Source organism: Epilithonimonas arachidiradicis (genome assembly GCF_003610695.1).
Classification (GTDB): Bacteria; Bacteroidota; Bacteroidia; order Flavobacteriales; family Weeksellaceae; genus Epilithonimonas; species Epilithonimonas arachidiradicis.
This window is the reverse complement of sequence record NZ_RAQH01000001.1, coordinates 720,198-744,459: the sequence shown is the minus strand read 5'-3', so window position 1 is coordinate 744,459 and position 24,262 is coordinate 720,198. Positions and strand designations below refer to the sequence as shown.

12 protein-coding genes are annotated in these 24,262 nt (G+C 40.2%); 10 read left to right on the top strand and 2 right to left on the bottom strand.

Annotated elements, in window-relative coordinates; translation table 11 throughout:
* Window position 1: 1 nt before the first annotated feature.
* Window positions 2-433: a RapZ C-terminal domain-containing protein gene (locus BXY58_RS03580; RefSeq protein ID WP_120212415.1), complete on the bottom strand. Its 432-nt coding sequence runs from the start codon at window positions 431-433 to the stop codon at window positions 2-4.
* Between the two features lie 400 nt (window positions 434-833).
* Here BXY58_RS03580 and BXY58_RS03575 point away from each other — a divergent pair, with 400 nt between their 5' ends.
* The 5 genes from BXY58_RS03575 to ypfJ all read left to right on the top strand — a co-directional run bounded on the left by BXY58_RS03575 (window position 834) and on the right by ypfJ (window position 5,038).
* Complete coding sequence (locus BXY58_RS03575; RefSeq protein ID WP_120212414.1) at window positions 834-2,000, top strand: NTF2-like N-terminal transpeptidase domain-containing protein; 1,167 nt, start codon at window positions 834-836, stop codon at window positions 1,998-2,000.
* Window positions 2,001-2,008: 8 nt separating this feature from the next.
* Window positions 2,009-2,545 carry an adenine phosphoribosyltransferase gene (locus BXY58_RS03570; protein ID WP_120212413.1) on the top strand — a complete coding sequence of 179 codons (537 nt, stop codon included), beginning with the start codon at window positions 2,009-2,011 and terminating at the stop codon, window positions 2,543-2,545.
* 256 nt (window positions 2,546-2,801) lie between these two features.
* A complete protein-coding gene (locus tag BXY58_RS03565; protein WP_120212412.1) occupies window positions 2,802-3,506 on the top strand; it encodes a tetratricopeptide repeat protein in 705 nt (234 codons plus the stop codon).
* Between the two features lie 3 nt (window positions 3,507-3,509).
* The gene (gene ribH, locus BXY58_RS03560; protein WP_120212411.1) at window positions 3,510-3,998 is read left to right on the top strand and encodes a 6,7-dimethyl-8-ribityllumazine synthase; all 489 of its coding nucleotides are present in this window, start codon (window positions 3,510-3,512) and stop codon (window positions 3,996-3,998) included.
* 185 nt (window positions 3,999-4,183) lie between these two features.
* Window positions 4,184-5,038: a KPN_02809 family neutral zinc metallopeptidase gene (gene ypfJ / locus BXY58_RS03555; protein ID WP_120212410.1), complete on the top strand. Its 855-nt coding sequence runs from the start codon at window positions 4,184-4,186 to the stop codon at window positions 5,036-5,038.
* A gap of 54 nt (window positions 5,039-5,092) precedes the next feature.
* Here ypfJ and BXY58_RS17055 read toward each other — a convergent pair whose 3' ends face one another.
* Complete coding sequence (locus BXY58_RS17055; RefSeq protein WP_229728380.1) at window positions 5,093-5,797, bottom strand: helix-turn-helix domain-containing protein; 705 nt, start codon at window positions 5,795-5,797, stop codon at window positions 5,093-5,095.
* A gap of 232 nt (window positions 5,798-6,029) precedes the next feature.
* Between BXY58_RS17055 and BXY58_RS03545 the strand changes: the two genes are divergently transcribed.
* The 5 genes from BXY58_RS03545 to BXY58_RS03520 all read left to right on the top strand — a co-directional run bounded on the left by BXY58_RS03545 (window position 6,030) and on the right by BXY58_RS03520 (window position 24,211).
* Entirely contained in the window at window positions 6,030-6,986 is a 957-nt protein-coding gene (locus BXY58_RS03545; RefSeq protein ID WP_147366799.1) for a helix-turn-helix domain-containing protein, read from the top strand.
* A 597-nt stretch (window positions 6,987-7,583) separates the two neighbouring features.
* Window positions 7,584-14,294 carry an Ig-like domain-containing protein gene (locus BXY58_RS03540; RefSeq protein ID WP_147366798.1) on the top strand — a complete coding sequence of 2,237 codons (6,711 nt, stop codon included), beginning with the start codon at window positions 7,584-7,586 and terminating at the stop codon, window positions 14,292-14,294.
* Between the two features lie 54 nt (window positions 14,295-14,348).
* The gene (locus tag BXY58_RS03535) at window positions 14,349-16,766 is read left to right on the top strand and encodes a PKD domain-containing protein (protein ID WP_147366797.1); all 2,418 of its coding nucleotides are present in this window, start codon (window positions 14,349-14,351) and stop codon (window positions 16,764-16,766) included.
* Between the two features lie 17 nt (window positions 16,767-16,783).
* On the top strand, window positions 16,784-17,302 hold the full coding sequence (locus BXY58_RS03530) for a hypothetical protein (protein WP_120212406.1): 519 nt from the start codon (window positions 16,784-16,786) through the stop codon (window positions 17,300-17,302).
* A gap of 966 nt (window positions 17,303-18,268) precedes the next feature.
* The gene (locus BXY58_RS03520) at window positions 18,269-24,211 is read left to right on the top strand and encodes a beta strand repeat-containing protein (RefSeq protein WP_147366796.1); all 5,943 of its coding nucleotides are present in this window, start codon (window positions 18,269-18,271) and stop codon (window positions 24,209-24,211) included.
* Window positions 24,212-24,262: the final 51 nt, after the last annotated feature.

Genomic DNA, 24,262 nt, shown 5'->3' with positions numbered 1-24,262 from the left:
CTTAATTATCACTTATCGATGACAGATTGAGGTGCAATTGCTCATCGTGATGGATTCTCACTTCCGCATCCGGGAAATTCTGTCTGATGAATTCAGCCGTTTTAATAGCAGAATAAACCGAACGGTGTTGTCCGCCGGTACAGCCAAAATTGATTTGCAGATTTTCAAAACCTCTGTCCAGATAGTTTCTGATACTGATGGAAATAAGACTCTGAACCGATTTTAAAAACTGAGGCATTTCTGTTTTTGTTTCCAAAAATTCCTGCACACCAATATCATTCCCTGTCTGTGATTTGTATTCCTCAATTCTTCCGGGATTCAGGATTCCTCTGCAATCGAAAACGAAACCACCGCCGTTTCCGGAATCATCTTTGGGAATTCCTTTCTTTTTATAAGAAAAACTGTGAATATCAATAACCAATTTGTTCTGCATTAACTTTAATTTTCCGTAAAGTTACCCTTTTTAATTTTCTTTGAAAAAATTTGATTAGTTTAAGTCATATTTTTGATTTAATTAGAATAAAACCCAAGTGTAAATTTTTCACTTGCCTTTGTTCGTTGTTTGTATATCCTATCTTCGTCCTTTGTTCGCCCTAAGCACACTGAATAGATATTAATTAAAATTAAATTTTTATAGAAATTTCTTAACAAAATTTAATTTAAATGTTCATTTTATTCTGATTTCTTTTTCTGAAAAATTACTAAAACTTAAAGTCGGAAAAAATCAGATCAAATAGGGATTTTACGGATTTTAAATTTAATTTTGCATATTAATTGATATAAAGGTTTGCGAATCAAACATATTCCTTATTTTTAGAAATAAATCACACAAAATGAAATTTATAAAATACTGTCTCTTAGCAACTTTATTATTCCTTATGGTAGGTTGCAAAAAAACAAGTGTTGACGGGAGCAGCCGCAAGAGCTTCCAGGAAAGCATCAACGATATGGCTTCCAGCCTGCCTACATTGAAACAAGTGAAATTCAACGAAGCGTTGTATATCCTGAAAACTTTTGGTGTAGAAGCCGATGGCGATATCGCAGAAATCGCTGCACTTGGAAAACTCCTGGATGGTAAAAAAACGAATGAGATTTTTGCACTGGCAGACCAGGTTGCTCAGAAAAACGGAATCACGTGGAGCAGTACTGCGCCGCCAAGTCTTGGCGAGATGAACATCTTTGGCGATACAGCCGCTTCTGAAAAAGACCCGAATGATGTTGACGCTGCAAGTCTTAGCATCAATGTAAGAAATATTGCCGGCGATAGCTTGACCGGCTCAAAAGGTTTGATCATCACACCACAATTATTAGATAACAACGGAAAAAAAGTTGAGTTCGAAGGTGCGGCTCTGGAAACTATTATGGAAATTTCCAGTGGCGGCAACAAGATTTCCACCTCCAAGAATCTGATGCAGGATCCTGCTTTCAGAGGATTCACAGTACTGTATGCTAAACTTCCAAAGGATAAAATCTTCGAAGAAAAAATCGATATCAAATTGAGTGTTAAAACCACGAAGAAATTGTTACAGATGATAAAAACAGGAATCGCTGTGAATGGGCAAGCGCTTTACACGCCACCACCTCCAGTTGTTGTGGATTCGCTCCAAGTTCCTACTTCTACAGTTGATCCGCAAACAGGCGAAACAATAACAACACCGCCGCCAGCTCCAAAACCAGCCTCCGCTGATCCAAAAGCAACGGTAACAAAGTTCCTTAATAATTTATCCTCGCAGAATTTCAAAGCGGCCTATGAATCCGCTGATAATCCAAACTGGGGATCATATGACAAATTTTCCAATCCTAATTCAGGTTTTGGTTCGGTTAAGAATATCAGTGTTAAAAACATCTCTGTTCCTTACAACAAAGATAATTCTGCTAATGTTAACGTAACGTATGATGTGACCGACAAAAACGGGAAAACCACTTCACTCAATGTCACTTACGGACTGAAAGCTGTTAATAACAACTGGAAAATTACCACTTATAAAATCAACAATTAAAACAGAAGATGGCATCCGCAGAATTGATTAAAAAATTAGAAGACACAATAGAAAATATTCCTGATTTTCCAATTCCGGGGATTCAGTTCAAAGATATTTGTCCGATTTTTCTCCAGCCAAAGTTATATGAAGAAGTAATTGCAGATTTGGCTAATTTCAGCCGTGGTAAAATAGATGTCGTTTGCGGAATCGAAAGCCGCGGTTATCTCTTCGGGATTGCCATTGCGGTTGCTTTGGATGTTCCATTTGTTTTAATAAGAAAAGCAGGGAAATTACCGCCGCCGTTTGTCGGAGAAAAATATGATCTGGAATATGGCTCTGCAGAAATCGAAATGAAAACAGGTCATCTTAAACCCGGACAACGCGTTCTGATCCACGACGACCTACTGGCAACAGGCGGAACTACGGAAGCTGCAGCGAAGTTAGTTTCAAAGCAAGGAGCAATTCCTGCACAATTCAGTTTTTTGATTGATTTAAAAAATTTGAATGGTGTAGAAAGACTCAAAAAATTTAACGCAGAAGTTTATTCGATTCTGAAATATTAAAACAATTGACCTATCCCTTTAATTAATATTTCAAAACCACGATTAATAAATGTTTGTATAGCGTAAACCCTTCGACAAACTCAGGGTGACATCTCGAATACTAACCACAATATTTAAGCATTGTCAGGCTGAGCCTGTCGAAGCCTTTATTAGTAAAAATGGATAGTCGATAAAATAATTTTTAACCCTCAGAAAAAGAAGTTTTTGCATATCAAAAGGAAAACATTAAATTTGCACTCTATTTATTAAAAAAATTATGGCAGACCTGCATAACAAAAAAAACGAACAGGAAGGAAAAGAAACTGTAGAATTCTTCAAAGACCTTGATAAAGAAGCGCTTAACATCGAATCATTTTTAGAAAAAAATGCAAGAGCATTAAGTATCGGTTTCGGTATTTTGATCGTTGCAGTTTTGGGCTGGTTCGGGTATCAGCAGTTCATTTTAGGTCCAAAAAATGAAGAAGCAACAAAAAGCTACCTGGCTGCACAGAAAAATCTGGCTGAAGGCAAAGAAGATCTTGCTCTTGGCGGAAAATCTGTTGCAAACCCTGGTTTTATCGGAACTTATGAAGAATATGGAAGTACAAAAGCTGGTAAATTATCTGCTTACAATGCTGGTCTTATCGAATTCAAAAAAGGAAATTATCAGAAGGCTTACGATCTGTTAGACAAATTCAGTTCAGACAATAAGGTTTTGGTAGCGCTTAAATATGGCGCAATGGCAGATTGCCTATCCAACCTTAACAAAGCTGATGATGCATTAGCAATGGCTGACAAAGCTTCTTCTGCTTCAGATGATGCTTACACATCTTATTATTTCACAAAAAAAGCGGGAATGTTAGCTTTGGCTCTTAAGAAAAATGCTGATGCTAAAAAATATTTCGCTACAATCGACGAAAAATATCAGGACTATGACAACGGGCAATCCGATGCCTTCATAGAAATGACAAAATATTACTAAACAATGGCAACAACTAATCTATCAGATTATAAGCCGCTCAACATATCCAATGCCGATGAATATTCTATCGGCATTGTTGTTTCTGAGTGGAACGATTTTGTAACCTATAACCTGAGAAACGGCGCAGTCGAAACGCTGAAAGCAGAAGGCATCAAGGAAGAAAACATTCATATCTATTACGTTCCCGGTGCTTTCGAACTGAGCTTTGCAACCATGAAACTTTGCCGCTCCAACAAGTTTGCCGCAGTGATTGCAATTGGCAACGTGATCCGTGGAGAAACGCCACATTTCGAATACGTTTGTTCAGGCGTAACGCAAGGAATCAAAGATTGCAACATATTGACAGATACACCTGCGATTTTCTGTGTTTTGACAGACGACACCAAAGAACAATCGATTGCCAGAAGTGGAGGAAATCTTGGTAACAAAGGCGTAGAAGCAGCTGTTACGGCATTGAAAATGATTGACTTCAATACAAAAGTTTCTTTATAATAAAATTTCCAGAAGCTTAATCCCGCTGGTAGTTTAGTCGAAGAGTGCTTTCTTTTGTTTTTTCAGATCAAAAAGAGAACAAGAAAAGGGTCGCCGGTACTATATGGCTATTGGCAAACAAAGGCATAATTTTTCGTTATGGCTACAAAAGAATTTCTTAATTTTAAAAACACAAAACATCAATTATGAAATGGACAAACGATAGAAGTGACAATGTTGACGACAGACGCGGCTCGGGCGGCAGCGGAATGCTTGTTGGCGGCGGCCTGGGAACCATCATTATCGCAGCAATAGTTTTCTTTCTTGGAGGCGACCCTTCGGCAATTCTCAATAACGGAAGTAATTCTGCGCCACAACAGACCGAACAGAGACAACTTTCTAAAGAAGAGCTCAACATCAGAGAATTTGTGAGAATGCTGACTAAGGAAAATGAAAAGACGTGGACAAATATTTTTAACCAAAACGGAATCCAGTTCAGACCGGCAAAAGTTGTTTTGTTTGAAAGCGTAACCCGGTCAGGATGTGGAACTGCTCAATCAGAAATGGGTCCTTTCTATTGCCCTAATGATCAAACGATCTATATGGATATGAGTTTCTTTAACGAGCTGCAACAGAAATTCGGAGCTAAAGTCGGCCAATTTACAGTCGCCTATGTTCTTGGCCACGAATATGGACATCACATCCAAAACCTTTTAGGAACATTAGATAAAGTGGATCAGCTGCGACAAAGCGGCAGATATTCTGAAACGGATATGAACAGAGTTTCTGTAGCCAACGAGCTACAAGCTGATTTCTACGCAGGATTATGGGCCAAGCAAACCGATAGCCGGGAAAAGATATTGGAACCAGGTGATATCCAGGAAGCTATGAGCGCAGCAGCAGCTGTCGGTGATGACAATATCCAGAAAAGAGGCCAAGGTTACGTGAATCAGGAAAGCTTTACCCACGGTTCCTCAGCTCAAAGAGAAGAATGGTTTATGAAAGGTTATAACACCGGAGACATCAGACAGGGAGATACCTTTAATGCGTTATTGAAATAAGTACAAGCTACAAACCATTACACAATAAACTTCAAGCTCAGTTCACGCTGAGCTTTATTTATATACTATTTGTTCCAATTTGATTTGCTCTATAAAATAAGAAGGTGTAAACCCTGTTTCTTTTTTGAAAGCAATAACAAAAACCTGAGAAGACGTATAACCACATTCATCAGCCAGGTAACTGATTTTATACTCTCTGTATTTTGGGTCATTATATAGCTTCTGAACAATGTAATTAATTCTTAAGCTATTAATATAACCGCTGAAATTGTTATTCTTATGGGTACGGATAATTTTTGACAGATATTTCGGATTAGTCCCCTTTGAATGTGACATAGAAGTCAGGCTGATATCTTTTCTCAAAAATCTTTCTGATTCTTCGAAAACAGCAAGCTTTTTCAGAAGCTTCTTCTCCGTATCTGTAGATATGTTAACAATTTTTGACTGATCCTGGCTTTTACTTTCTGCGTGATCTTCATCATCAGCAAAGTCCATTTTAATGTCTGAATCCGAATTCGCTTCATTAGTTTTTAGCCGTTCAATAAGCTTATTATAATTCGCTGTATTTTTTTTATTTCGTTTTATGATCAGTATCAATAATATTAGGGCTAAAAAAATTACAATCGCAACAAAAGCGATCATCATCGTTTTCTCTGAATTTTCATCCGCCTCACCAAACTCTGAAATAACAGTTTGCCCTCCTAGAGAAAATGGCGTTGTAAGAAAATAAATTAAGAAAAGCACTTTTTTCAGATCCATAACAATACAAAAATATGAAATCTGAAAAAAAAAGCATTCAAAACATTACTTTATTTCTTACAATAATTACTCCTTACATATACCATTGATAATCAATATCCTTTACTTGTACAAACTATAAATCAGTGTTCGTTTTATAACAGCATTATTTCCGTAATCATTCTATAATACAATTGTGACATCCGTTTTGTTACAATAATATTGAAAAAAAAACACAAGTAGGTTGGAGAAAATGGGAAATAAGATCTTGAATCTTTTAGACAGGAAAGTCTTGTTCAGCATTATTCTACTCTTTACTTTCGGCGCTCTCGAAGCCACTCCGTATCTAAATTCGGACAAAGAACATCCGAAATCTTCCGGAGCCGGAAATAACAATCATGTAAAACCTATCCTTAAAAAAGATACCTTGCTTATCATTACAGAAACGCATGTTTTTGTTACGGTTGTTGATCAGGAAAAATCAAAACAAATCCTGGCCAATAAGAATCTTTTGAAGGCGATCAATAAAAGCAGACTTGAAAAAGGGTTAAGCTCCAATTATCAAATTATATTCTCTGAATCCAAAGATCAGCCCGGACTGACAACCAATAGTGACGCAGATCTAAAAACTCACAACGGTTATCCAAAAGAATACTTCCTACCATTTTTATTATTTCTAAGTATTACCCTGCCTATTATATTATTAATATTTTTCTTTAGAAAAAATAAGTCAACAGCAGAGGATACTAAAAATTACCCAACAGAATCTACCGATGATAATTACAAGGAAGAAACAAAAGATTCTGATGATCACTCTAAACCAATGCTCATTCCTGAAGAAACGGTAAGCCAAGTATTGTCAGGGCTTGCACAATTTGAAAAAACACAAAAATATCTTAGATCAGATATCAGCTTATCAGAATTGGCAAATGATGTCGATACCAACAAAATATACCTTTCTGAAATATTGGAGCTGCATAAGGACAAAAGATTTGTGGATTACATCAATGGATTACGCATCGCTTACATCACAGAAATGATCTATAAAAATTCTGTCTACAGAGAATACAAGATCAGCTCACTGGCAAAAGAATGCGGTTTCTCATCCCGAGAAGAATTCGTCTTAGCATTCAAAAAAGAAACAGGCATATCGCCATCCTACTTCATTGCTCATCTCAAAAAAGAAAATAACTCCGATAATCAGACATAAAAAATGCCTACTCGTTTAATAGTCAAACAATAAACTGATAAAAAAAATATTTTTTATTAAAAAAAGTATTGTCCAATCCGTAGATATATTTATCTTTGCATTGAATAAATCATTTTATAAAATCAAGTTATTTAATAGATTTACATAAAAACACAACAAAAAACAAACACAAATGATAATAAAAGCCTTATCTACAGCTATTCTGCAGTTAGAATTTCCAGAAAAAAACACACTACAAGTTATATAGATTTCTATAATCTAAGTTTCTTTGTACGCTTTTGTTTAACAATATCGAAAATTGTTAAAATCATTAGTAATAAAAAACACAAAAAACACACGCAAATGATTAATCACTATTTTTTCTTCGAAAATTTATTCAAGCGGCATCTCTAAGACTGCTTAATTGCCAATATCTTATTCTATCGGAATGAGATAAATCCTACGACTATTTTTTGGGGGGATTTCTATCCCTCCATTATTGCAAAATCTAAATTATTTTACATTAAGTATAATAATTAAAGGTGGTAATATCTACAATAAATGATGACAAACAATAACACTATGATGATAAAACATTTAAAAAGCACAAATAAAGGGTTGGAGAATCTCTTTTTTCTGGCGCTTGAATTATTCCGATGGTTTCATCGCAAAGATCGTGATATCCCGAAATTACAATTGCTATTATTCTCGATGATGCTTTTTGCTGGTATTCCGTATGCCCAAGCACAGTGTGTCACGGGATGTAACAGTAATTATGGGCTTAACTCTAATAATGACGCTGCTAGTATTGAGTATGATAATATAATTTCTGGCAATAATAATACAATCATTAAGGAATCTGATGGTACATTCAAAGTATTTGGCTATGGTATGGCCAGCGATGGTTTCAGTAATGTACTCAGTCCTTTAATAATTAATAGCACTAACTTTCCCGGTCTGCAAGGTACAGTTTTAAAAGCTGCTATTGGAGGTAACCAGGCCGTTGTACTAACAACACAAGGTTTATATGCCTGGGGTAATACTGGTTCCATGCTATCTACCACTGTAAAATCAACTGCCTCTATGGGGCCAGTGACCATAGCAGGGAGTAATACTTATGGTCTACCACAAGGGGTGGAGCCAGGAAACGTTAAGAGTTTATTTGGTACTTCCGATACATTGGCATTGCTGACTTGTAACGGGGAAGCATGGGTATTAACACAAACTGCCAGCGTAGCAGGTGTTGGTTTGTCGACCGCAAACCATACCTGGAACCGCGTAACTACCGCAGAGTCTGGCAATCCTACTTTGAACAATGTGGCAGCCCTAAGAGGTGGACCAAACAATCTTATTGCCTTGCTTGGTGATGGTACACTATGGACTTGGGGAAGCTACACTTATTTGGGTGATGGTACAGCCTATGCGACCAGAAACAGGGCAACCAAAATGACTTTGCCTAACCCTGCAGGCGTTATCAAAATGATAGGAATGACAAGCTTTATTGGTAGTTATTATGTATTATATACTGATGGCAATCTTTATGCTATGGGAGATAATGCAAACAGACAACTAGGGGATTGGACAACCGCCACCCGAACATCATGGATACAACCCAAATACACTTCCGCATCGGGTGCTGCGATGAATAATATTCGTTGGATTTCCCCTTCAGAACATTATGATTCTTATCAGGCAATCAATGTTCTTACAACAACCGGGCAGGTATATAACTGGGGAACCAATTATCAAGGTAAGCTACGTTCGACTGGTATCAGTAGCGCCCCGAATGTAGGTATTGATCCGGGAAGCCCTAACACAGATCGAATGCTGGCAATAGAATCTGGTGCCAACTTTACTATTGTTATCAAAGCCTGTACACAGAATTTTGGCTTTGCAGGAAATCAATATTATGGCAATGCAGGAGATGGTTCTAATACTGTCAATGCAACAAGAGTACCTTATTATTATACCACTGCCCCTGTTAATGTATGTGGAGCTAATGCCATTACAACAGCTGGAACACCTGTGTTTAATACAGGTTTACCAACCAATAGATGTCAAGGTGCTGGAACGGTAACCTACACAGCTACGTCTTCCGGAGGAAGTGTTTCTTATAGCCTTACACCTGCTGCAGCAGGAACGATCGATAGTGCCACGGGTGCTGTTACGTATAATGCGTCCTGGTCAGGGACTGCTGTTATAACAGCAACTGATAATGGCGGTTGCGGTACACCAGGAACAGCAACGTTTACAGTAACTGTAGCTCCTGCGCCTGCTACTCCGGTATTTAATAGCTCTTTGTCAACTCAAAGATGTACAGGAGCAGACACGGTAACTTATACCGCTACATCTACCAACGCAGACAGTATAACATACACTATTACAAATACCGGTACAGGAACGCAGCCAACCATCAACCCTGCAACAGGTGAGGTAACCTATGCCGCCAACTGGATCGGAACCTCAACGATAACTGCAATAGCAAGCGGATGTAGTACAACAGCCTCTTCTACTTTCACAGTAAGCACAGCAGCAATCCAAGCAGTAGCAGATGCTGCTACGGGACCGTCTGCTACACCATTAGTGATCAATGTTTTAACCAATGACCTTTGCAGCCCTGATCCTACTACATTAACCATTGCAACACAACCTGCAAACGGTAGTGTACAGATTGGTGCAGGAGGAATAGTGACCTATTTACCTAATGGTGATTTTGCAGGAACGGATACATTTGTCTATAGGGTATGTACTGGTCCTTCAGGCGCATGCAGTCAGGCTACGGTAACAGTTACTATTGAGGCCAACCTGACTGACGTATGTAGTACCGCCGGCTTACCTAAAACGTTTTATCTGCCTTTCCCGGAAAATGCGGAACTGAAAAAAGCACTAATGAGTGCGGGAAGTGATGCAGTAAGTAATAATACTACCAATGCCAGAAGGATTATTGGTATCAGAGCCAATTACTCTAACACACTTATTTATTATGACCATTGGGAAGATGGTTATGAGCCTACAGCAGGAACGCGTACACAAACTACTACGGAAATCTGGGGAGACGGAAACACCTCCAACGGTGTTGCTCCCGGATATCCGACAGATATTTTTCCGGAAGGGGCTATCATTACATTAGATAATAACAATCCCTACAGAACAGGAGATGGCAGAACCCCTACCGAAACCACAATACAATATGATGGTAGAGACAAAATATATTCTACCAAACTACTGACCCTCACCAAAGTTACAGGTAGTGATGCCACTTTTGCTGTACAAAATACCAAAGGTAATGTGATCGATACCAACAAATTCGGGCGATTGTTCGTAGTTCCTTTTGGAGAGAATATTAGCTCTCTATTAAATCCTAATATTGCGACTACAGTTTTCGACTATACTTCTCTATTTGTAAGAGCGTCAGAGAACGGTACTATAGTACAACTGGATTATAATGGAGATGGCGTGGTAGATGTTACATCGCCAACACTTGCAGAAGGAATGGTATGGTTCTATGAAGGAACAGCTGGCCCACCCCCAGGTAATAAAACCAGAGATACAAACAAGTCAAATGATATAAAATCCGGAGCTGTGATCACCAGTAACAAACCGGTGGGTGTAGATCTTGTTTTTGGGGGGATAGATAACTATGGAACCAGAAATATTCCATTGCTGCCAGGTAACTTTTATGGAAGCACCTACTACTCTCCTGTTTACACAACCTTGACTACTGCACCTGTATACGCAGTATTCACAAACAGTTTAAATGAAGATATAACAGTGAATTGGAAAAATGGACTTGGAGGCAATGGCAGCATCATAATTCCAGCCAAGGGTTATACATCTTTGGAGATGAATCAAGCCACTGCTTATAAGTTTGAGAGCGCTAACGGGAAAAGCTATACAGCTGTCACAATCGTAGATGCTGATGCTAATGGTTTAGCTTATGACTGGGCATTTAATATGATTCCTGGAGAACAACTGACGAACTTTACAACGACAGCTTGGGCACCAGGCATGGCTTCTGCCGGAGCTGCTAATCCGGTATGGATCACTCCTACCAAGAGTACCACAGTATATGTTAAATATACTGGCAGTGTCATAAGTACAGCGCCAGGATCGACAAGTCCTTGCGGTCTGAAGTATGATGCGGCCTACACGCTCTCGGAGCTACAAGCACAAAAGGTTTTTACCAGCACAGGAAACGGAGGTATGTCCTTCTTTACTTGTGACGGGACACCAATCTCCGCTGTTTATGGCCAGGATTCATCTGTTGCTGCAGTAAGTGGAGCTACTACATTGGATGCAGGATTTACATTGGATCCTCAATGTGTAGATTTTGTAATATTTGCAAACGACGACCAATCTCAAACCTATCCTAACATCCCAGTAACTATAGATATCCTGAACAATGATGTAGGAAGAGTATCTCCAACTACTGTTACTATAGTGTCTCAACCAACAAATGGAACAGTAGTAGTCAACCCGGACGGAACGGTAACTTATACACCAAACCCTGGGTTCTCTGGAACCGATACTTTTAACTACCAGGTTTGTAATTCTGACAGATCATTATGCAGCACCGCTGTTGTAACTGTAAACGTAGGCTGTCTTGATGCTGAGATGAAGCATATCCTGACAGGTAAAATATTTGACGATGCCAACAAGAATGGTGCTAACGACAACGGAGAAGGCGGAATTGCCCATACGGTTAATCTATATCTTGATGCTAATGGTAATGGTGTATTAGACACTTCTGAGAACACTCCCGTAGAATCTGTAACTACCACTAATACCGGCGCATACGTTTTTGATCGTGCTACACCTACACCAACTACCCAGGCTTCCCATGATTTTGCTACGGCCAGCTACAGTGCAGGAACAGGATGGTCTACCAACTGGATAGAAGAAGGTGAAACAACATCTGCAACTGCAGGAAACATCCAGATAGTTACGGGCGAGCTTCGTATTACAGGAAATACTGCCGTAGCCATCAGAAGATCTGTGAGTGCACCTGTTACTAATGCCTTGTTGTCATTTGATTACAGAACTGCCAACCTGGATGGCCTTCCATATAAAACACTGTTAGTAGAGGTAGCACCAAGCGCTACAGGACCTTGGACAACTCTCGGTTCATTATATAGTACTACAGGATACACAAACGGGAAAAAGGTTTATAATATCCCGGCTTCGGTTGTGACTGCAGGTACGACCATTCGTTTCAGAACAACAGGAGCTGGCAATCACTTCTTTTATATCGATAATGTAGCAATACAGTCTATACCAACTGTTAATTATATTGTACAGCTTGCAGAACCTCTGCCTGCTAACAGTTACCAGACTTTGCCTGTATCGCCACAGAAAGGTTATGCAGTAGCATTTAGCGGTTATAAAACCAGCTGTTCAAATAACTTTGGGCTTGCGACTTGTTCCGCAGCAGGAACAACGCCAGCTGTGAACACTTCTGTAATGGCAAACTGTTCTTCTGGTACTGTTAACCTTAATACACAAGCACATACAGGTGCAATACCATCAGGTAGTACTTTATTGTGGTTTACAGATGCAACACATACTACAGCTGTAGTTGATCCTACAGCGGTAGGACCAGGAACATATTACGCTTTCTATTATAGCTCGGGTGGCAATTGCTATTCTGCGCCATCACAACCTGTGAATGTAACGGTAGACACAACAACCATTACTGCACAGCCAGATAGCACGCCGCAAAACATTTGTGTGAATGGTACGGCTACCCAATTAAGCGTTACAGCTAATAATGCAATAAGTTATCAATGGTATTACAGTAATGCCGCAACAGGCGGATCTGTAACAACAGTTACTGGTGCTACGTCATTCACTTACACACCGCCTACTGTTGCAGCTTTTGCTACAAGATATTATTTCGTGATCGTAACGGGAACTTGTGGTTCTGTAACCTCATCGCCGCGTACGCCGGTTACAGTTAATGCCTATCCTACTTCTGTATCGATAAGCCCGACAACGCAGACTGTAACCCTTAATAGTACTCCTACTAATCTTACAGCTACAGCAACAGGTGCTACTACTTACCAATGGTATAGCAATACAAACAATAGTAATACCGGAGGGACTCTGATAATTGGAGCTACATCCTCTACTTACACACCACCAACTAATGCTTTAGGCACTTTATACTACTATGTTGTGGCAAGCAGCGGTTCAGGATGTGGTACAACATCAGCAACTGTTCAAGTTAATGTAACAGCAGCTTGTACAGTAGGTAGCATAGCTCCTGCAGTAAGTTCGCCTCTGTTCACATCTTGTCCAAGTGGAGTAGCCAATCTAAACAATGCGCATACAGGAACTATACCTGCCAACGCAAGCCTGGTATGGTTCAGAGATACAGCCCATACAGATCCAGTATCCAATCCTACCGCTGTAGGTGCCGGAGTCTATTATGCGTTCTATTACAGTACCGCAGGTAATTGCTATTCACCAGCATCCAGCCCAGTTAACGTTATAGCTGCTGTATGTTCAACGTGTACAGCGCCAGCCGATCCGCAGCCAAGAGATTTGAACTCAGTATTTAATGTCAATGCAGCACCATCAGGTTCTGTGATCCAATGGCATACTTCAGCAACACCTTCTTCAACTAGCTTGTTGAGCAATACCAACATATCTGTAACCTCTACTCCTACAGAATATTGGGTGTACTATTACAACACTTCTACCAATTGCTACAGCCCTGGAAGCAAATTGATTACGGTGACTAATATTTGTTGTAATATCCCTACGGTTAATCTTAACACGACACAATATGCTGCACCACCAGATGGTTCTACATTGGTATGGTACAGTACAAGAAACCATTTGAATGGAACACTTGTCAATAATTCTGCGGCTGTAGGTGAAGGCGTTTATTGGCCTTACTTCTTCAATGCTTCTACCAACACGTACACTATGGCGGGTGCGCCTGTATTAGTTGCGATTGACGATCTGTGTGCTTGTTACAAGCCGGGAGCAACAACCGGAGGCACTGTGCTAGACACCAAGGTAGGTATCTCAGCTTTGGGAAGAGCTGGCACAAACGATGCTGATAACTGGCCAATGACCCGTAAAGGTGGACACATAGCTCTGGAATCTAAGACCAAAGCTTTTGTACCAAACCGTGTAGCATTCTCGGATGCGGATAATGATCCTTTTACACCGGACGTTCCAGTGGGTATAGCTCCTGCTAACTTTGTAGAAGGAATGATGGTGTATGACACCACCAACAAATGTATGAAGCTATATACTACTATGGATAATGGTTTGAGCTACGCATGGTATTGTATCTCTACCCCAACTTGTCCGGATTAATAGAGATTCTAATTATAGAAATAACCGTTTATTTTATTATTAAAACACAACACAATGAAATTTTTTAATACATATATTTTATTCTTCGTATTTCTGTTAGTAGGATCGTCTATGACATCAGCACAGGACTGTACTGTGAATGCCGGCGGGACTACTAAAATATGTGGAACCAGCTATACGCTGCAAGGCAGTGCGAATAATTCTATATCTGGTAATCCAACCTGGACGATTGTATCTAAACCCGCAGGCGCTCCTGACCCGGTCATCAGTAATATCAATTCTTATACACCGAATGTAACGGGGATGACGTTCCCAGGAGATTATGTGTTCCAGATTGCACAAAACTGTACCACGGGCAGTGTAACATCGCAGGTAACAATTACAGCTCCTGGTGATGTCTCTACTTTTACGGCAGGCCCGGATATTACCAATGTTAATGCAACAGTGGGTATCGTAAATCTAAATGGTGTGGTACCCGCAGGTTATACAGCACAATGGAGCGCATACAATATATGGCGATACGAAAGATCAAGTGGAGTAAAAACATCTCAAAACTCAACCTTTGGATCCCCTAATTCTGCTTCTACCACATTCAGTCTGATTAAAAAGGCTGATCACGATATTGATCCTGCCTATGTTGTTACTTTAAGAATTACATCCATTTATAACCCCAACTGTTTCTACGAGGATACAGCCATAGTCCGGTTTATCCCAAATCCACAAATCGTATTACCTCTAAGTACGAGTAATTGTGTTACTCCAACAGGCAATACCTTTATTGCTTTAAGTAGTACTTCTCCAATTTTTGGTACGACAACTACAGGTTCCGCTGGTAACCCTACTTACGGAACCAATATATCAATGAACGTTACCAGCCAGCCTTCCGGAGCTAATATGACATATTGGAGAATTTTTGATGGATTATTTTATTTCACAGGAGCCAATACACCTGGAACTTATAAATTTACAATTACTGTTACAAATGCTGCAGGAACTTATACTACGCCAGAAATTACTTATATTAATTCAGGCACGCCACCTAATGTAGTCTCCTTCCTGGTACCTTCTGACCCGGAACAGATGATGGTCTACTTTAGCTCCAATAGTGGTGGAGAAGTACATTGTGGTATTGCAGGCAGCAGCACACCTATCACTTTCCGTTATACACTAGATCCATCTGATCCTGTTACCAATACTTCTAATGTATCTGTCTCTGGTATAACTCCTCCGGGTGGGGCACCAACTTATGTAACAGGCGGGGCAGGTACGGCCAACCGAAGTGTGACTGTAACCCCACCATCAGGCGGATGGCGTGTAGGAACTTATAAATTTTCAATTTATACATATAATGGAACATGTAATGGTCCAAATCAATCTTACTATATTCATATTTCCGATGGTGCACGTTCTAATGTAAGTGTTAACAATACTGTGGTTTGCTATCCGGGTTCAGGCGTTGTAACAGCTACCGTTCAATTGCCCGCTGTATATAAAGGCGTGGTTAACAGCAGCTACTTCCAGGACTTTGTGGGAAGGTATGATTTCACAACCCTTTCTACGCCAAACGGAGCTGCTACTCCAACATTTGAGGCTGCCAATCTAAGATCTTTTACTTCCACATCTACAGTAATTGGTAACCTGACGACTCCCGGTGTCTATACCTTCAAAATTAAATTAGCCCCAAATACTAGCGGTGTAGGCGCATTTTTAGATCAGGAATATGCTTGCTCAGGAGCTTCCATGGAAAGTACTTTCACTGTTACTGTATCACCTCAGATTAATTCCAATGCCGGAAGCGATCAGGATGTGATATGTAATGCTACCGTATCATTGGCGGGGAACAACCCTGGGGCAGGAACGGGAACTTGGTCAGTTGTATCCTCACCTTCAGGAACATCGCCTGTCTTTTCTAATGCCTCATCACCTAATACATCCGTATCAGCTCTGAGCGCAGCAGGAACATACACCTTCCGATGGACTATTACTACTGGCGACTGTGTAAGTACAGATGATGTTACCGTTACCATCCAGGCTTGTCTTACCATTTCCGGTACGGTTTTTAATGATGCGAATAGCAATACTGTAATCGACAGTGGTGAAGCTGGTACTTCTGCAGGAGGAAGCTATATCTATCTGGTAGATAGCAGCGGTATCATCGCTAACAGCACACCTGTTAATTCTAATGGAACTTACATTATCAATGTAGGGGCGAATAAAAATTACACCTTGCAGTTGTCACCTAACGTTTATCCAATAGGAACTAATACTGCAACAACACCAATTAACCATAACATCGCAGGATGGGTAACGACTGGTGAAAATAAAAACAATAATACAGGAAGTGGAGACGGAACCCCTGACGGGACACTATCTGCTACGGTAACTAATTCAAGCTTTACCAATTATAATTTTGGTATCAAAGCTTGTGCAGCAGGTACTACTCCGCCTATTTTTGATCAAAGAACCAATTAATCAATATAAAACACAAAATGAAAACAAATATTCTAACTTCATTATTATTGATGGCAGCGGCTATTGGGATTAAATCGCAAGTCGCCATTGGAAAAGCCAGTGTCACCAACAATTCTGTTTCTCTGGAATTCTCGGATGCTGAAAACAAGGGACTGATACTCCCATACATAGAAAACAAATCGGGTATTACAGAAAACGGATCTGTCATCTTTGACAACAGTGATCATAAAGTAAAATATTTAAAGGATAACAGCTGGTTTGATCTGTCAGTAGATACTACGGGAAAATCTGATATCGCCATCCAAACCACCAAAACGGAACTTACTACCGCTAAAACGACCATTGGAACCAATACGGCAATGGATAGCAATGGTATTCTGGTTTTGTCTGATGCCAACAAAGCCATGATCCTTCCAAGAGTAGCCAGCCCGCACCTTAATATCATCAATCCTGCACCGGGAATGATGGTTTATGACACCACCAAGAAGCAGCTTGCCGTGTATAACGGGACAGTCTGGTCCTTTTGGAAGCCCTAGGAACCATTTCTGCTTAATCCAAATCTAAATTATAAAACCTCGATGCTTCGATTCTGCGATGTCAAATTTGTGAGAGATCTCATTAATTTAGCTCAGTATAACTTTCTCTTTTCAAGACAGATATAACTTTATGAATAGAGAAAAGCGGAATCGAAGCGTCTTATTTGTTATTTTCATATCAGAATAAAGCTTTGGAACTGTGGATATCTAATATTTCAAATTCTTCTATTAAGCACACATATAACGATTAATTCAATATAATTACAACTATATTTCACATTTTTTTTCACATCCATAATCATATCATTTTTTTAATGTGAAATTCCCAAAAACAACACCTCTAAAATCACTATTTCAATTTAACATAACTAGTTAATAATCAGTACAACTTATTTGTAGAAGCCATTTTTTGCGTTGCAAAAAATGGCTTCTATTTTAGACGAATAAATTCCGTAATTCTTCTATACATTAATTGTATTTTATCGCTTCTTATAGTAATATTTGTATACCATAAAATGACTGTTCTAATTGCACAATGATCAAAAATCAAAATAATGAAAACACAAGTGATCAATACTTTAAGTTGGATCTCGTTTCTAAACTGAAGGTAGATCCAACTTTCTTTCATCATAGTGCTTGTTGTGCTGTACAAAACGCTTTCTAAAAAACTACCATTAATACAAACAAAAAATAACTTGAAAAAACGAATCACAATGGACAAACAACTACTCAACCCATCAAAAGGGAGTTAATTCTCCACCCGCTCCCCAGACTTTTTACGAAAATATTTTATAGGCTAGGCAGGTCTATATTTTAGATAGATTATTGCTACTGTCGTTATTAGCTTTAGGATACTGAATGGATTCAAATTATCTTTTCTTATCTCTAATTTTTGTCCGAACTATGAAATAGCAGAAGGGCTACCTTCATATCTTTTTCCCAATTATACTGTTAAAAAAAATAATTATGGTTAAAATCTATTCTGCACTATTCCGATTTGCAGCATTCCGAATGGTATTACTAATGGTATTTGGCCGTGATACAGCAAAAGCTGTCACAAAAGCATATAATAACCATAATAAAATATATGTCCTACTCTTCCTTACGCTAGGTATTTGGTCTTCTGCCCAAACTCAATCTTTAGAATTCGCTGCTGGGGATAGTAACCCTACCGCAACTAATGGACCTGCTCAAAATACGAGTATCAGATTCCGGTATAATATTGATAACCCTAATGGGAATACTTTCCAGACCTATACCCCTGCTGTTACAGCATCTTTCCAATTGATCAATCAGCAGTACACATTATCAACCATTTCAACCAACCAGGCTGCCAACTTTGGACATACTACTACTGGTGCCACGCCTATATTACAAGCATTAAATAGCTACGGGGCCCCTTCATCTAATTGGTTTACATCTAGTAATGCAGCTACAGGTACCGGTATCGATCCTGCCAATAACTATGGGGTCATTTTTGCTACCAACACATCCCCATTGCGTGCCGCAGCTTTAGCCACAAATGGTACATATCGGATGACTGATCTTGTAGTGACCTTTAGTCAAGCTGTCAATAATCCTACCCTACATATTGGGGGAATGGGAGGCTTTTATGGTGCCCTGGGTTTTTCGCAACAATATGATCTTATATCCTCGAATACTCCCGTAACCTTAACCCGATTATCCGGTTCTAATGTTTTTGCTGTCAGCGGTACCAATATCAACAATACAGCTACAGTTTTTAATTCATCAGGAACTGATAACTCGGGAAGTGGTTCGGTAAGAATCAATGGTACTGGTATCACAACATTGACATTTAGGGTCTACCTGAAAGGTGACGGAGGTGACCCTGCTACTACTGCCTGGGCAGCTTCTAACACCTCTGCTGTGGAAGCAGATGTCGTTACATTAAGCTTTTCATTAGGAAATACCTCAACCAGCTGTATCACTTCACAACCAGGCAGTACGCCAAGAAATCTATGTCAGAATGTGACTCCAGCACCTCTAAGTGTTACCGCAACGGGAGCTACATCCTACCAATGGTATTACAGCGATGCCGCCGATGGCGGAACGATTACCACAGTTGCCGGTGCGACATCTGCCAGCTACACTCCGCCTACAACTGCAACATTTGCCACCCGCTACTATTTCGTGACTGTGGAAACTTCGTGTGGTACGGCAAGCACCTATCCCAGAACGCCTGTAACTGTTAATGCTAATCCTACATTTACAAGTAATCCTGCGGCCAGTACACAAACCGTTTGTCTCAATGGCACACCGACCAACTTAACAGTAGCAGCAGCGGCAGGAAATACCTACCAATGGTATAGCAACACTACAAACTCTAATACAGGAGGAACACTAATAGCAGGTGCAACTTCAGGAACCTTCACTCCTCCTACAAATGTTGCAGGAACCACCTACTATTATGCCGTTATTACCAATACAACTACCGGGTGTACTGCCACATCCAATGTGAGAGGCGTTACTGTACTTCCGGAATTGGCTATTACCACACAGCCCAATTCTACACCACAGAATCTTTGTGTGAACAGTACCGGACCAACATTAACCGTTACTGCAACGGGAGCAACCACTTACCAATGGTTTTACAGTAATGCTGCTACAGGTGGTACTATAACTACAGTAACAGGCGCTACTTCCGCTTCTTATACCATCCCTACAACGACAGCATTTGCTACACGATATTATTATGTGACAGTAGGCAATGGAACCTGTACGGTTACATCAAACCCCAGAACACCTGTGACAGTCAATGCGAATCCTACTTTTACGACCAACCTAACAGCCGGCACACAAACAGTCTGCCTTAATGGTACAGTGACTGCATTAACCGTTGCAGCTCCGGCAGGAAACACTTACCAATGGTACAGCAACACTACCAACAGTAATACAGGCGGAACTCCTATTTCCGGAGCAACATCCGCATCCTACACACCGCCATCTACAACTACCGGAACAACTTACTATTACGCTGTTATTACCAATACAACTACCGGGTGTACTGCTACATCCAATGTGAGGGGCGTGATTGTACTTCCGGAATTGGCTATCACAACACAGCCCAATTCTACACCACAGAATCTTTGTGTGAACAGTATCGGACCAACGTTAACCGTTACTGCAGCAGGCGCAACTACATACCAATGGTTTTACAGCAACGCAGCTACAGGCGGAACTTTAACAACCGTAACCGGAGCTACTTCTGCTTCTTATACAATCCCTACAACGACTGCATTTGCTACACGATATTATTACGTGACAGTTGGTAATGGTACCTGTACAGTTACATCGTCACCTAGAACACCTGTGACAGTCAATGCCAATCCTACTTTTACGACTAACCTAACAGCTGGTACACAGACAGTCTGTCTTAATGGTACAGTGACTACACTAACCGTAGCCGCTGCAGCAGGAAACACTTACCAATGGTATCGTAACACTACTAATAGTAATGTGGGAGGAACTCCTATTTCCGGAGCAACATCCGCATCCTACACACCGTCTTCTACGACTGCCGGGACAACTTACTATTACGCTGTTATTACCAATACGACTACCGGATGTACAGCGGCTTCCAATGTAAGAGGAGTTAACGTACTTCCGGAACTTGCCATTACTACACAGCCAAATTCTACACCACAAAACCTTTGCCTGAACAGCTCTGGCGCAACATTAACAGTTACTGCAACAGGTGCAACTACATACCAATGGTTTTACAGCAATGCAGCTACAGGTGGTACTATAACTACAGTCACCGGAGCTACTTCTGCTTCTTATACCATCCCTACAACAACTGCGTTTGCTACACGATACTATTATGTGACAGTTGGGAATGGTACCTGTACAGTTACATCATCCCCTAGGACGCCTGTGACAGTCAATGCCAATCCTACGTTTACAAGTAATCCGGCAGCAAGCTCTCAAACTGTTTGTCAAAATGCTGCAACAACATCCCTTAGTGTAGCGGGAACAGGCGTTACTTATCAATGGTACAGCAATACCACTAACAGTAATACGGGAGGAACACCAATAGCGGGAGCAACTTCAGCCACTTTTACCCCTCCATCCACAAAGGGAGGCACAACTTATTACTATGCTGTTATTACCAGTACTACTACAGGCTGTTCCACACCATCCAATGTAAGATCTGTTGTTGTCAATGGGATATCAGTAGAAAATCTAAATGCACAGACCGTATGCCAGAACACACCGGCTAACACATTAGGTGTGATTACATCTCCTGCTGCTACAGCTTATCAATGGTATTATAACACGACCAATACCAATGTTGGCGGAACTCTAATCAGTGGAGCAACTACATCTACATACATCCCACCATCCAGCACACTTGGAACATTGTATTATTTTGTTCAGATAACAACAGCCGGATGTACTGCGAGATCCAATACCGCCCAGGTCAATATTGTGAATACAGGATGTCCTGATCTCTCTATAAGCTGTAACACTAATCTCTATCTGTCTCAGAATAGCAATACGCAGCTTTATCTTATAGATAAATCGACCAATCCATTTACCTATCCTCCAATTGGAGTCGCTTCCGCAATACAATATAATGGTATTGGAATCGATCCTGTAGGCGGAGGCATGTATGGCATGAAAAACGGATCCAGAACATTGATCAAAATCAATAATGATGGAACCTATGCTGAATTGGGAGATATCACAGGAATGCCGGCAAGTACAACCATCTCTTATAACACAGGAGAATTTGATGATCAGGGAAATTACTATGTAACCCCTACAGGATCAGGTGTCACTATTATGTATAAAGTCAATGTCACAACCAGAACCGCCACTACAGTTACGTTATCTCAAGGGTTACAAATCTCCGATCTGGCTTATAACGTAAATGATGGAAAACTGTACGCCGTAAATATTGATGGAAGAACAGTATCTATCGATCCTTCTACAGGTGTAGTTACATTTATAGGACCCGCAACAGGAACTGTAGCTTTCGGTGCTATGTTCGGTAGCCCAAATGGTATTTTTGGCGCCGATAATAACGGCGGTTTTTATAGAATAGACACCGTTACCGGTGCAAGATTCAGAATATCAGATTCACCATCCAGTGGCACAAATGATGGTGCACATTGTGTTACTGCACCTATCACTTTTGATGCCGATCTCTATGTTACAAAAACTGACAATACACAGTTTTACACACCAGGATCCAGTACCGTTTATACAGTAGTTGTAGGTAATAACGGACCTTTTGGTGTTCAGAATGCAACCGTTACTGATGCCATACCAACCGGCATTCCTAATGCCAATATGACTTACACGGCTGTTGCATCCAGCGGAAGCGTAACTAACATTACAGGAGCAGGAACAGGAGCTATCAACGATATTGTATCATTACCAGTAGGTGGTACCGTAACTTACACCGTAACGATTACTATTCCTCTTACATTTACCGGGAACTTGACTAATACCGCAACAATAACTGCACCTGCTTCAACATCGGACACTAACCTGAGCAATAATACTGCTACAGACACCGACATAAAAGCAATAACTGCCTGTGATCCTGTCGTTTGGTATCATACTGATGACGACAAACTATATGCAGCGGATGTTAACACAGGAGTAGCTAGATTGATTTGTGATAATTTTTATACCGTAGACGAAGGTGTCTTTGATATTGGCTATGACACCAATGGCACTATGTATACCGTTAATTATAATTATACCGAGGGAAAATCATATTTTTATAGATTCAATACTGCTAATTGTACTTTTACGAGGCTTACAAATACCGGAACCACAGAATTATCTGCAGGTAGCAATTCTCTTTCTTTCTTACCGGATGGTACCGGCTTATTAGGAAATAATTTCAATACACTAATACAAAGAGTTACAATAACGGGTAATAATTACACTCTGAGCAATTGGTATAACATTGTTGATCCTAATGCAGCAATTTCTGGTGGAGACTTTATTCTTTTTGAAGGAAAAGTATATGCCTCAATGCTGAATAGTTCTTATGAAAATTATATCTATGAACTTGCATTAGATGGTTCTTACAATGTTACTGGTATTCAAAACATCTATGCTGACGCGTCCGGTGTTTCCGAACTAATGTTTGGAATGGCACAAGTTGGGGGCGATATTTATGGTGGATTCACCGATAATACCGTAAGAAAACTTACATTCTCAGCCGGTACAATGTCTCTATCAGCTAATGTATTGAATGCTCCTACCTCGGGGCAGGTCTATGGAATGACCAGCCTTCAGGAAGCTTTTGGAGTCCAGACTCCAGTGATAGCCTCTAATCCTGCGGCTGTTAATGGAACGGTTACGGTTTGCTCTACTAATCCTATATCTGTGACATTAACCTCATCATTGGCTTCAAACATACAATGGTACAAAGATAATGCTGTCATCCCGGGAGCTACTTCACAAAATTATATTGCTACCGCTCTTGGCAGCTATACCGTAGCTTATACTAATACCAATGGTTGTTTATACACCTCCGATCCAATAGTAATTGCGGGTGGTGCGTCCTGTGCTTGCTATAAACCTGGTGCAATAACTGGCGGAACCCTATTAGATACCAAAGTCGGTATAACTTCTCTGGCAAGAGCCGGTGAAACAGACGCAGACAATTGGCCAATGGTAAGAAAAGGAGGCTGGATAGCATTAGAAGCTAAAACAAAAGGATTGGTTGTGAACAGAGTTGCGTTCAGCGATGCTGATGGCAACCCTTCAACGCCAGATGTTCCTACAGGAATACCGTCAACGGACTTTGTAGAAGGAATGGTAGTTTATGATACTACTAATCATTGTTTGAAAATGTACACCTCTACAGATAATGGCGTCAGCTATCATTGGTATTGTATCTCAACACAAACATGCCCGGATTAAATAAACACAATTAATTATGATAAAAACAGTGTGATGAAAATAACAGATTCT